The 12169-nt window shown below is 70.5% G+C and carries 9 protein-coding genes; 1 reads left to right on the top strand and 8 read right to left on the bottom strand.

Annotation, left to right across the window (positions count from 1 at the left end):
- Window positions 1-83 precede the first annotated feature (83 nt).
- Window positions 84-1547, bottom strand: a complete 1464-nt coding sequence (gene ahcY, locus OG746_RS01445) for an adenosylhomocysteinase (RefSeq protein ID WP_266710930.1) — start codon at window positions 1545-1547, stop codon at window positions 84-86.
- 447 nt (window positions 1548-1994) lie between these two features.
- Between ahcY and OG746_RS01450 the strand changes: the two genes are divergently transcribed.
- Window positions 1995-4136, top strand: a complete 2142-nt coding sequence (locus OG746_RS01450; RefSeq protein WP_266710931.1) for a fructose-specific PTS transporter subunit EIIC — start codon at window positions 1995-1997, stop codon at window positions 4134-4136.
- 72 nt (window positions 4137-4208) lie between these two features.
- Here the strand turns inward: OG746_RS01450 and OG746_RS01455 are convergent, their stop codons facing one another.
- From OG746_RS01455 to OG746_RS01485, 7 genes are all read right to left on the bottom strand, one after another.
- Window positions 4209-5186, bottom strand: a complete 978-nt coding sequence (locus OG746_RS01455) for a cation diffusion facilitator family transporter (RefSeq protein ID WP_266710932.1) — start codon at window positions 5184-5186, stop codon at window positions 4209-4211.
- Between the two features lie 85 nt (window positions 5187-5271).
- Entirely contained in the window at window positions 5272-6423 is a 1152-nt protein-coding gene (gene manA, locus OG746_RS01460) for a mannose-6-phosphate isomerase, class I (RefSeq protein WP_266710933.1), read from the bottom strand.
- A gap of 70 nt (window positions 6424-6493) precedes the next feature.
- Window positions 6494-7621 carry an SIS domain-containing protein gene (locus OG746_RS01465; protein WP_266710934.1) on the bottom strand — a complete coding sequence of 376 codons (1128 nt, stop codon included), beginning with the start codon at window positions 7619-7621 and terminating at the stop codon, window positions 6494-6496.
- 318 nt (window positions 7622-7939) lie between these two features.
- Window positions 7940-8110, bottom strand: a complete 171-nt coding sequence (locus OG746_RS01470) for a Trm112 family protein (RefSeq protein WP_266710935.1) — start codon at window positions 8108-8110, stop codon at window positions 7940-7942.
- 246 nt (window positions 8111-8356) lie between these two features.
- Window positions 8357-9724, bottom strand: coding sequence for a phosphomannomutase/phosphoglucomutase (locus OG746_RS01475; RefSeq protein ID WP_266710936.1), 1368 nt, complete (start codon window positions 9722-9724; stop codon window positions 8357-8359).
- Window positions 9725-9883: 159 nt separating this feature from the next.
- Entirely contained in the window at window positions 9884-11500 is a 1617-nt protein-coding gene (locus tag OG746_RS01480; protein WP_266710937.1) for an L-lactate permease, read from the bottom strand.
- A gap of 146 nt (window positions 11501-11646) precedes the next feature.
- On the bottom strand, window positions 11647-12024 hold the full coding sequence (locus OG746_RS01485; protein ID WP_266563502.1) for a DUF3499 domain-containing protein: 378 nt from the start codon (window positions 12022-12024) through the stop codon (window positions 11647-11649).
- Window positions 12025-12169 lie beyond the last annotated feature (145 nt).

A 12169-nucleotide genomic window follows, 5' to 3' on the forward strand; every position in this document is an offset into this window, starting at 1 on the left:
CCTGCGAAGCGGTCAGCCGACGGGCGGCTGGTGCGCGGTGCCGAGTCGAGTGGTCAGGAGACGAGTGCTCGGCAGGCGCGTGCTCAGTAGCGGTAGTGGTCCGGCTTGTACGGGCCCTCGACCTCGACGCCGATGTACGAGGCCTGCTCCGGGCGGAGCGTCGTCAGCTTCACGCCGAGCGCGTCCAGGTGGAGGCGGGCGACCTTCTCGTCCAGGTGCTTGGGCAGCACGTACACGCCGGTCGGGTACTCGGACTGCTTGGTGAAGAGCTCGATCTGGGCCAGCGTCTGGTCCGCGAACGAGTTGGACATCACGAAGGACGGGTGGCCCGTCGCGTTGCCCAGGTTCAGCAGGCGGCCCTCGGAGAGCACGATGAGGACCTTGCCGTCGGGGAACGTCCAGGTGTGGACCTGCGGCTTGACCTCGTCCTTGACGATGCCGTCGATCTTCGCCAGGCCGGCCATGTCGATCTCGTTGTCGAAGTGGCCGATGTTCCCGACGATCGCCTGGTGCTTCATCTTGGCCATGTCGCTGGCCATGATGATGTCCTTGTTGCCGGTCGTCGTGACGAAGATGTCGACCTTGTCGACGACCTCGTCGAGCGTCGCGACCTGGAAGCCGTCCATCGCCGCCTGCAGCGCGCAGATCGGGTCGACCTCGGTGACGATGACGCGGGCGCCCTGGCCGCGCAGCGACTCCGCGCAGCCCTTGCCCACGTCGCCGTAGCCGCAGACGAGGGCGGTCTTGCCGCCGATGAGGACGTCGGTGGCGCGGTTGATGCCGTCGATGAGCGAGTGGCGGCAGCCGTACTTGTTGTCGAACTTCGACTTGGTCACGGCGTCGTTCACGTTGATCGCCGGGAACAGGAGGTCGCCGTCGCGCTGCATCTCGTACAGGCGGTGGACGCCGGTCGTGGTCTCCTCGGTGACGCCGCGGATCTCGGAGGAGAGCTGGGTCCACTTCTGTGAACCGTTCGAGATCGTGCGGTTCAGGAGCTGGAGGATGACGCGGTGCTCGTCGGACTCGGCGGTGTCGACCGAGGGGACCTTGCCGTCCTTCTCGTACTCGACGCCCTTGTGGACGAGGAGCGTGGCGTCACCACCGTCGTCGAGGATCATGTTCGGGCCGCCGGTGGGGGTGTTCGGCCAGGTCAGAGCCTGCTCCGTGCACCACCAGTACTCCTCCAGCGTCTCGCCCTTCCAGGCGAAGACCGGGATGCCCTGGGGGTTGTCCGGCGTGCCGTTCGGGCCGACGGCGATGGCCGCGGCGGCGTGGTCCTGCGTGGAGAAGATGTTGCAGGAGGCCCAGCGGACCTCGGCGCCGAGCGCGACGAGGGTCTCGATGAGGACGGCCGTCTGGACCGTCATGTGGAGGGAGCCGGTGACGCGGGCACCCGCGAGGGGCTGGGCGTCGGCGTACTCCTTGCGGATCGCCATGAGGCCGGGCATCTCGTGCTCGGCGAGGGTGATCTCCTTGCGGCCGAAGGCGGCGAGGGAGAGGTCGGCGACCTTGAAGTCCTGGTCCTGTCGGTTGGCGACAGAAGTCATAAGTGAGCTGCTCCTCGGTGCTGTTGCAGTCGGTCGAGGTGGGCTGACGCGCCTGTCCACGGTATGGGCATGCGCGCATGGAGCTGACCTGCGGCGTCCTGGGACACAAGTGTCCCCTGGCGCTCGCAGCGCAGTCCGTCGGAGGCCCTCTCTCCCTCGGCCGACCCGGCGTACGGGCCGCCCGACCGCCATCAGCAGCGACGTCTGGCTCGGTACAAAGCTACACCGATCGGCCCAGCCGAACCCACCCCGCCTCTCGATCCGGTCGGGCGCGTTCCGGACCGGGCCTCCTGGGAGGGATGGGCGAGGAATAAATAGGGAGACATGACGACGGACTGCTGGATCAGGGACCTTTGAACTGTCGACTCTGTGCGTATGTGTTGCACCATGCTGGGAGAGCGGCAAAGATTTGCGCGCTCTTGCACGGAACGCTTGAAGGAGAGCCACGTGACCAGTCCGGCCGACCCCCACGCGGGCGGAGGGGCCGTCGAGCAGCAGAAGAAGTTGAAGCTGCTCGCGGTGACCGCATGTCCGACCGGCATCGCGCACACCTACATGGCGGCGGAGAAGCTGCAGCAGGCAGCGGATGCCGCAGGTATCGACATGAAGGTGGAGACGCAAGGGTCCATCGGGGCCGAGAACGTCCTGACCGACAACGATGTCAAAGCCGCCGACGGCATCATCATCGCCGCCGACAAGGACGTCGACCGCGCCCGGTTCGCCGGTAAGCGGGTGCTGTCGGTCGGCGTGTCGGAGGGCATCAGCCACCCCGAGCAGCTGATCGAGCGAGTGCAGAGCGCGCCCGTGGCCGGCTCGGAGGGCGGTGGTGCGCAAGAGGCCGCGGCGTCCGGCGGCAAGGAGCGCAGCGCGGCGTACAAGGCGCTGATGAACGGCGTCAGCTTCATGATCCCGTTCGTCGTCGTCGGCGGTCTGCTGATCGCCGTCTCGCTGGCGATCGGCGGTCACGCGACGCCCGACGGCATCCAGATCCCCAAGGACACGTTCTGGTTCAACGTCAACGCGCTCGGCACGCTCGGCTTCAAGCTGATGCTGCCGATCTTCTCCGGCTATATCGCCTACGCGCTCGGTGACCGGCCCGCGCTCGTGCCGGGCATGATCGGTGGCTTCCTCGCCGCCGACGCCAGCATCTACGGCTCCGACGCCAACGCCGGCTTCCTCGGCGCCATCGTGACCGGTTTCCTCGCGGGCTACATCGTCATCGCGATCAGGAAGATCAAGGTCCCGAAGGCCATCCAGCCGATCATGCCGATCATCGTGGTCCCGATCGCGTCCACGCTGGCCGTCGGTCTCGCCTTCATCTACATCCTCGGCGGGCCGATCTCCTGGGTGTTCACGCACCTCACCGACTTCCTCGGCGGGATGACCGGGTCGAGCGCGGTGCTGCTCGGTGCGCTCATCGGTCTGATGATCGCGTTCGACATGGGCGGCCCGGTCAACAAGACCGCGTTCCTGTTCGCCGTCGGGCTGATCGGGACGAACAACGCCGTCATGGGTATGGCCGCCGCGGCCATCCCGGTCATGCCGCTCGGCCAGGGCCTGGCCACGATGATCCGCCGCAAGCTCTACACGGACGCGGAACGCGAGGCAGGTATCGCGGCGCTGTTCATGGGCTGTTTCGGCATCTCCGAAGGTGCCATCCCGTTCGCGGCGGCACGTCCGGCGCAGGTCATCCCGGCGAACATGCTGGGTGGCGCGGTCGCCGGTGCGATCGCCGGTATCGCCGGGGTCGAGGACTCCGTGCCGCACGGCGGTCCGATCGTCGCGGTGTTCGGCGCGATCAGCGGGCTTGCCTGGTTCTTCATCGCGATCGTCGCGGGCACCGTGATCACCGCCGTGACGACGAACGCGCTCGTCGGCGTGAGCAACCGGCGTGCCGCCGCCAAGCAGGCCGCGGCCGACTCCGCGAAGCCTGCTGAGGCCGTCGCGGCCGGTGCCACTCCGGCCGTCGCCGCCGAGAGCGCGCCGGAGCCGGCCCACGCCACGGCGTCGGTCGCCTCCGCGTCCGCTTCCGCCTCGCTCCAGGCGGCCACGGCGAGTGCCACCGCCTCCGGCGCCGCCGAGGCCGAGGAGGCCGATGAGGCGCACGCCGCGGCGGACGAGGCCGCAGAGCCCGAGGTCCTCTCCGGCTACCTCACCGACCGGACCGTCAAGGTGCAGCTGGACGCGCAGGACAAGGAAGCGGCCATCCGGGAGATGGCGGGCCTCGCCGCCGGTACCGGCAAGGTCGCCGACATGGAAGAGCTCGTACAGACCGCGCTGCGGCGCGAGGAGCAGGGCACGACCGGGCTCGGCGAGGAGATCGCCATCCCGCACGCCAAGACGGACGCGGTGACCGCTCCGGTCGTCTGCTTCGCGCGGTCCGACGAGGGCATCGAGTGGGGTTCGCTCGACGGCACGAAGGCCAGGCTCGTCTTCATGATCTCGGTGCCGGAGGCCGCCGCGGGCGACGAGCACCTGCGGATCCTGGCGCTGCTCTCGCGGAAGCTGATGGACACGGACTTCCGGGCGCGGCTGCAGGCGGCGCCGGACGAGGCCGCGATCCTGCGGGTGCTGGCAGAGGTTCAGTAACCGAACCAGGTGTCTACGTAGATGGGGCCCAGCCGAGATTCTCGGCTGGGCCCCATCTACGTAAGGAAGTGCTCAGTGCTCCGGCGTCTGCGTCGGGCCGCCCGGGCTGGCCTCCCGGTCGGAGCCCTTCGCGGCCTCGGACTCGCTGTAGATGTCGGGCTCGAGGTAGATGACGCGGGCGATCGGGACGGCGGCGCGGATGCGGGCCTCGGCTTCGTTTATGGCGCGGGCCACCTCGGCGGCCGTGTCGTCGTGCTGGACGGCGACCTTCGCGGCGACGAGGAGCTCCTCGGGGCCGAGGTGGAGCGTGCGCATGTGGATCAGGCCGGTGACGGTCTCGCCATCGACGACGGCCTGCTCGATCTTCGCGACCTCCTCCGCGCCGGCGGCCTCGCCGAGCAGCAGCGACTTGGTCTCCAGGGCGAGGACGATCGCGATGACGATCAGCAGGATGCCGATGCAGAGGGTGCCGATGCCGTCCCAGACGGCGTCGCCGGTGGCGAGGGTCAGGCCGACGCCGAACAGCGCGAGGACCAGACCGATGAGCGCGCCGAAGTCCTCCAGGAGGACGACCGGCAGCTCAGGGGCCTTGGCGCGCTTGATGAACTGGCCCCAAGTGAGCTTGCCGCGCAGCGCGTTGGACTCCTTGATGGCCGTACGGAAGGAGAAGCCCTCGGCGATGATCGCGAAGACGAGCACGCCGACCGGCCAGTACCAGTGCTCCAGATCGTGCGGGTGGCTGATCTTTTCGTAGCCCTCGTAGACGGCGAACATGCCACCTACGGAGAAGAGGACGATCGACACCAAGAAGGCGTAGATGTAACGCTCGCGTCCGTACCCGAAGGGGTGTTGCGGAGTCGCCTCTCGCTGGGCCTTCTTGCCGCCGATCAGCAGCAGGAACTGGTTGCCCGAGTCCGCGAGCGAGTGGACTGCCTCGGCGAGCATCGACGAGGAGCCACTGAAGAGGAACGCCACGAATTTCGCTACCGCGATCGCTAGGTTGGCGGCCAGCGCCGCCACGATCGCCTTGGCTCCGCCTGAAGCACTCATGTCGTTCCTGGTGTCCTTTCGAGGTTCTACGTACGTCCCGTGCGCGGTGGGTCATTGTTGCAGCACGGGACGTCGCAGGTGCCTCTCAGGCCACCACGGTCGCACGGAAAACCGTGCCGGATCCGGACACATTCACCTTTTCACCCGCCGGAACGAAGGCCGACTCGCCGGGCGCGAGCGCGAGCTCGCCGGCCCGGACGGTGCCTGCCGTGCACAGCAGGACCTGCGGCGTCGCGGCCGTCAGGTCGTGGTCCGCGCCGCCCTCGGGCAGGACGAAGCGCGAGAGGCGGAACTCGTCGATGGGGGTGTCGTAGACCTCTTCGCCCTCCGGAGACGCCTCGGGGCGCAGCACGCCGGGGTCGGTGGCCTCGAAGCGGACGATGCGCAGCAGCTCCGGCACGTCGACGTGCTTGGGGGTGAGTCCGCAGCGCAGCACGTTGTCCGAGTTGGCCATGATCTCGACGCCGAGGCCGTTGAGGTAGGCGTGCGGGACGCCGGCGCCGAGGAACAGGGCCTCGCCGGGCTGCAGTTGGACGTAGTTGAGCAGCATCGCCGCGATGACGCCCGGGTCGCCGGGGTAGTGGTGGGCGATGCCCGCGTACGGCTCGTAGGCGCCGCCGATGCGCTGGGCGGCGGCCGTGGCGTCGGCGACGGTCCGCTCCATCTCCCCCGGATCGGCGCTCAGTACGGCGGTGAGGACCTCGCGTAGCGCCGCCTCCTCGGGGTGGGCGCGCAGCAGATCGGCGTACGGCTTGAGGCTGTCGACGCCGAGGCCTTCGAGGAGCTGGGCGGCTTCCTCGGGCGCACGGAAGCCGCACAGGCCGTCGAACGGCGTGAGCGCGCAGATCAGTTCGGGCTTGTGGTTGGCGTCCTTGTAGTTGCGGTGCGGGGCATCGATCGGGACGCCGCGCCGCTCCTCGTCCTCGTAACCCTCCTTCGCCTGCTGGAGGTTGGGGTGCACCTGGAGGGAGAGGGGCGCGCCCGCGGCGAGCAGCTTGAGGAGGAACGGGAGGCGGGGGCCGAACTTTTCGACGGCGGCGTCGCCCAGTTCGTCGGCCGGGTGCGCGTCGATGACCTCGTTCAGCGGGCCGCGCTCGGTACGCGAGGGGGCGCCCGGGTGCGCGCCCATCCACATCTCCGCCTGCGGTTCACCGGTCGGGCTTACGCCGATGAGCTGCGGGATGGCGGTGGTGGAGCCCCAGGCGTAGGGGCGGATGGTGTTGGTGAGGCGGTCCATGAGGCTTTCTTTCGATACGCGGTCCGGGCGGACGACAAGGATTTTTCTGAAGCTGATTGTTCTGAAGCTGTCAGGCGCGCGAGGCGAGACCCAGGTAAACGGCGGCGAAATCCGTGACGGCGATCAGCTCCGCGAGGGTCTCCAGGTCGCTGCCCTCCTCCGGTTCCAGCTCGCTGATGGCGATGTCGTGCGACAGCGCGAGTTCGCGGGCCGCGGGTGCGGCGGTGAGGCCGCCGGCCGGCCGGTCGCGCAACAGGACGACGCGGGCGCGCAGCATCTGGACCTCCTCGACGCGGTCGCGGAAGAAATCCTCGGGGTCGGCGCCGGCGGCCAGGTCGCCGGTGAGGAGCGCGCCGTGGGCGACCATCGCCTCGGGCAGGTCCGCGGCGAGCGCGGGGTACCCGGCGAGCTCGGCGATGGCGGCGGCGAAGCGACGGCCCGCCGGGCCCGCGGCGGCGCCCTCGGTCCAGATCAGCGGGAGCGCCTCTGCGAGCTCGGCGGCGAGCGTCTTGGCCGGGTTGCTGTACGTGGCGATGGCCGGGCCGCAGCGCTCGGCGACCTGGTCGAGGCGGTCGGCGACCTTCTCGAGCGTGTCCGGCGCGGCCGGGAGGAGGCCCGTGCGGTCGAGCAGCGCGAGGAGGGGCGTGAGCAGCGCCCAAAGCGCGCCCGGCGCGGAGGCGGCCGCGGGTTCGTCCTGCTCGTACGGGGCCGTGGCCATCGGTACGAAGAGGCCGTGCGCCCCTGCCACGGCTTCGGTCAGCGGGGCGCCGGAGGGGCAGACCGCGACGGCCGTGACGCCGCGCCGGTACGCCTGCTCCACGAGGAGCGAGAGGCTCGGCTCCGTGCCGTCCGGGGTGGCGATCAGGAGGAGGTCGACCGAGCCCGCCCAGCCCGGCAGCTCCCAGCGCAGCGCGCCCGCAGCGGGGGCCACGCCGGTGGGGCGCAGGCGGACGACCGGGGAGGCCGCGCCTGCCAGGCGCCCGATGAGGTCGGCGACACCCGCGGCGGCCGTGCCGGGACCCGCGATCAGGACGGCGCGGGGGCGGCCGTCGGGCTTCAGGTCGGCGATGCCGGCCTCTGCCGCGTGCCGGGCCGCCGTGCGGACGCGGGCGCCGGCTTCTGCGGCGCCGCGCAGCAGGCCGCGGCGGTCGGCCCTGGCCAGTGCGTCCGGGTCGTCCAAGAGCGATTCGTCGAACATGGCGTCGGGCCTCCTGCGGGGCGTGGTGGAGGGTCAGGGCCTGTCCGGGTGTCCGGCGGATCGGGTCCCATGCGGGCGGCCCTGATCCGTCGGCGCCGGTGAGGTCCTAGGGCCTGTCTTCAAACTCCCGTCGTCGCCCGGAGGGCGGCCCGGCGGCGTAATGGGGCCTCCCCTGCTCGAGCGAAGCCGAGAGCTTGGGGAAGCGTGCGATCGCAAGGCGCCGGGAAGTCCTAGTAGCGGAGCTACTCGGGCTTTTCGGCAACGCCGCGAGCGTGCGTGCCAGACGCCGCCGGGCAGACGGAAGTTTGAAGACAGGCCCTAGGCGGGGCGGCGCGCCTCGTCGATCAGGAGGACGGGGATGCCGTCGCGGACCGGGTAGGCCAGGCCGCAGTCCTTGCCGGTGCAGATCAGCTCGGCATCGGCCTCCTTGAGCGGGGCGTGACAGGCCGGGCAGGCGAGGATCTCCAGGAGGCCGGCTTCGAGCGGCATGGTTTCCCTCCGGGGGTGAGTGGGGTTCGGGTGCGATGCACCTTGTGCGGTGGCCGGGTGGCCGACCGGGGTGCGGCGCTGGTCACCAGCCTACCGGCGGAGGCGGTGCCGTGGCCGGGGCCTTCCGGTGAGCGTGCGCCGCGCCGGGATGTGGGGGCGGGCTGCCCAGGCTCAGCCGGGCTTGACGCCACGGGGCTCCGCCCCGGACCCCGCTGCTCAATCGCCGCAGGGGCTTGATTTGGAGCCTTAGCCCCGGATGATCGCCAGGACCTCGTCGCGGGTTTTTTCCATCGTTGGGGTGTCCCGGGCCTCCGTGTTCAGGCGGAGCAGCGGTTCCGTGTTGGACGGGCGGACGTTGAACCACCAGTCGGTCGCCGTGACCGTCAGGCCGTCGAGCTCGTCCGTCGTGATGCCCTCGCGGCCCGCGTACGCCGCCTTGATCGCGGCGAGGCGGTCGGTCTGGTCGGCGACCGTGGAGTTGATCTCGCCGGAGGCCGCGTAGCGGTCGTAGGAGGAGACCAGGGCGGAGAGCGGGCCGTCCTGGCCGCCGAGCGCCGCGAGGACGTGGAGCGCCGCCAGCATGCCCGTATCGGCGTTCCAGAAGTCGCGGAAGTAGTAGTGCGCGGAGTGCTCGCCGCCGAAGATCGCGCCGGTGGTGGCCATCTCCTGCTTGATGAACGAGTGGCCCACGCGCGTGCGCACGGGCGTGCCGCCGTTCTCCTTCACGACCTCCGGCACGGTCCAGGAGGTGATCAGGTTGTGGATGATCGTGCCCGAGCCGCCGTTTCGCGCGAGTTCGCGGGCGGCGACCAGGGCGGTGATCGCGGACGGGGACACCGGGTCGCCGTTCTCGTCCACCACGAAGCAGCGGTCCGCGTCCCCGTCGAAGGCGAGGCCGAGGTCGGCGCCCTCGGCACGCACGCGTGCCTGGAGGTCCACGATGTTCGCCGGGTCCAGCGGGTTCGCCTCGTGGTTCGGGAACGTGCCGTCCAGCTCGAAGTACATCGGCACGACGTCGAGCGGCAGTCCTCCGAGGACCGTCGGGACCGTGTGCCCGCCCATCCCGTTGCCCGCGTCCACCACGACCTTCAGCGGACGGATCGCCGTCAGGTCGACCAGGCCGCGCAGGTGCGCCGCGTAGTCCTGCAGCGTGTCCCGCCGCGTGACGGTCCCAGGCGTGGCGGCCGGCTCCGGGGCGCCCGACGCGCTCCACTCCTCGGCCAGCCGGCGGATCTCCGCGAGGCCCGTGTTCTGACCGACCGGCGCCGCGCCCGCCCGGCACATCTTGATGCCGTTGTACTGCGCCGGGTTGTGCGAGGCCGTGAACATGGCGCCGGGCAGGTCGAGCGCGCCCGACGCGTAGTACAGCTGGTCCGTCGAGCACAGGCCGATCTCGGTGACGTCCGCGCCGAGGGCGGCGGCCCCGCGCGCGAACGCCCTCGTCAGGCCGGGCGAGGAGGGCCGCATGTCATGACCCACGACGATCGCGGAGGCGTCCGTCACCCGCACGAACGCGGCGCCGAACAGCGCGGCGAGCTCCTCGTCCCACTGGTCCGGGACCACCCCACGCACGTCGTACGCCTTCACGATCTGCGACAGATCAGCAGCAGCCACGGTCTGCCCAGCCCTCCTGGAGTCCTGCACGGACCCACAAAGTACCTGGCCGCACTGACAGCGGATCGTGAACCCCTCATTCCTCCCGAGGAACCCGACCTCCCACGTCCTCACTGGTCACAGAAGTACTCAGCTGTGACCGGTGAGTACCGACATCGCTCACGGCAGCATCCACCCCAGCACCGCCGTGCTCTGCCCCCACACGATCAGACACATCACCAGCAGCAGCCCGGCGCTCCATGGCAGCACCTTGCGCAGCAGGTCGCCCTCCCGGCCCGCGAGGCCGACCGCCGCGCAGGCGATCGTCAGGTTCTGCGGCGAGATCATCTTGCCGAGGACGCCGCCCGAACTGTTCGCCGCGGCAAGGAGTTCCGGCGAGAGGCCCGACTGCTGGGCGGCCGTCACCTGGAGAGCGCCGAAGAGGGCGTTGGCCGAGGTGTCGGATCCGGAGACCGCGACGCCGAACCACCCCAGGACCGGTGACAAGAAGGCGAGCCCGGCGCCCGCGGCCGCCACGAAGTGCCCGATGGTGGCGGCCTGTCCGGACAGGTTCATGACGTATGCGAGGGCCAGCACGCTCGTCACCGTCAGGATCGCGAACCGCAGTTCGTGCACGGTGCCGAACCACTCACGCACCGCATCGCGCGCGTGCACCCCGATCACGACCGCGGTGAAGACGCCCGCGATCAGTACGAGCGTGCCGCCGGTGGAGACGAGCGGCAGCGTGAAGATGTTGCCGCCCACGGGCTTGCCGCTCGGGTCGGCGACGTTCAGGAAGGGCCAGTCGAAGACCCAGTTGGCCTTGGCGAGCCAGTCCTTGATGGCGGGGATCTGCGCCAGGGAGAAGATCACGACGATGAGCGCGTACGGGGCGTAGGCGCGCAGCACCTCGGACCGCGCGTCCTCCTCGTCGAGGTCCTCACTGCGTACGCCGGTCAGGACGGCGGCGCGTACGGGCTCGGCGGCCGGCCTGCGCGCGTGCGGCACCGCGACGAGGGCGCCGGCGCCCACCAGGGCGGCGCCGATGTCGGCGAGTTGGGCGGACACGTAGTTGGAGGCCACGAACTGGGCGACGGCGAAGGCGAATCCGCACGCGAGGGCAGGCACCCAGGTCTCGCGCAGGCCCCGCTTGCCGTCCACCAGGCCGACGAGCACGAGCGGCACCACGAGGGCCAGCAGCGGCGTCTGACGACCCACCACAGAGGCGACGGCGTCCAGCGGAAGGCCCGTCACCTGAGCCAGCGTCACGACCGGCGTGCCCATGGCCCCGAAGGCGACGGGCGCCGTGTTGGCGACGAGCGCGACGACCGCGGCCTTCACGGGGTCGAAGCCGAGCGCGACCAGCATCACCGAGCAGATGGCGACCGGCGCACCGAATCCGGCGAGCGCTTCCAGTAGCGCGCCGAAACAGAACGCGACGACGAGCGCCTGGATGCGCGGATCGTCGGAGAGCCGCCCGAAGGAACGGCGCAGGATGTCGAAGTGCCGGGTGCGCACCGTCATCCGGTACACCCACAGGGCGTTGACGACGATCCACATGATGGGGAAAAGACCGAAGACCGCGCCCTGTGCGGCGCTGGAGACGGTCTGCCCAAGGGGCATGTCGTACACGAGCCAGCCGACGGCGGCTGCCACGGCGAGACCGATCAGGCCCGCCCGGTGCGCCTTCATGCGCACGGCGCCGAGCAGGACGAGGACGGTCACGAGCGGCAGGGCCGCGACGAGGGCGGACAGGCCGAGCGAGCCGCCTACGGGCTCCAATTGCTGGACGAACACGTGCGCCTCCCGGAATCCCGGAGTCGGGTGGCGAAATCGTCGTGTCCTCAACAATCGCGGGTCAACGCGTACGACTGTGAAGATCCCGTGAAGGGGGCTGATCTACAAGGAAGTTGACCGAGGAAGTCGACTGGCCGCCGGCCCGGTCAGTTGTCGGGCGAGCGCAGCACACGGAGGTGGCCACGGCGCGCGACCTCCATGGGGTCCGCGGCGCGCGGCCCCGAGCCGCCGGCCTCGGCCGCGCGCTCCTGGGGGCGGGCCGCCTCGCGCACGGCGTTGGCGAGTGCCTCCAGGTCGTCCCCACTGGGGCGGCTGGGACCGCTGGTGTCGGCGAGGCGGACGACCTCCCAGCCACGCGGCGCGGTGAGGCGCTCGGAGTGCTCGGCGCACAGGTCGTAGCAGTGGGGTTCGGCGTAGGTGGCGAGCGGGCCGAGGACCGCGGTCGAGTCGGCGTAGACGTACGTCAGCGTCGCGACGGCGGGACGGCCGCAAGCGGTGCGCGAACAGCGACGTACAGGGCTCACAGCGTTGGACGGTACCGCACTCTTGAGCGGGCCGCGACGACTCTCCCCGAGGTCACCCCACCGTGTCGTGGCGTGACACGGCGCACACCACCGCGCGCGGGCGCCCCGATGACCTGCGTCTACCCCGGGTTGTGCGCCCCATGCG

This window comes from Streptomyces sp. NBC_01016 (assembly GCF_026341035.1).
Taxonomy (GTDB): Bacteria; Actinomycetota; Actinomycetes; order Streptomycetales; family Streptomycetaceae; genus Streptomyces.

Coding starts and splice junctions, on each gene's coding strand:
- OG746_RS01455 (WP_266710932.1), bottom strand. CDS start 5,186: ATGAGTGCTTCAGGCGGAGCCAAGGCGATCGTGGCGGCGCTGGCCGCC.
- OG746_RS01470 (WP_266710935.1), bottom strand. CDS start 8,110: ATGCCGCTCGAAGCCGGCCTCCTGGAGATCCTCGCCTGCCCGGCCTGT.
- ahcY (WP_266710930.1), bottom strand. CDS start 1,547: ATGACTTCTGTCGCCAACCGACAGGACCAGGACTTCAAGGTCGCCGAC.
- manA (WP_266710933.1), bottom strand. CDS start 6,423: ATGGACCGCCTCACCAACACCATCCGCCCCTACGCCTGGGGCTCCACC.
- OG746_RS01465 (WP_266710934.1), bottom strand. CDS start 7,621: ATGTTCGACGAATCGCTCTTGGACGACCCGGACGCACTGGCCAGGGCC.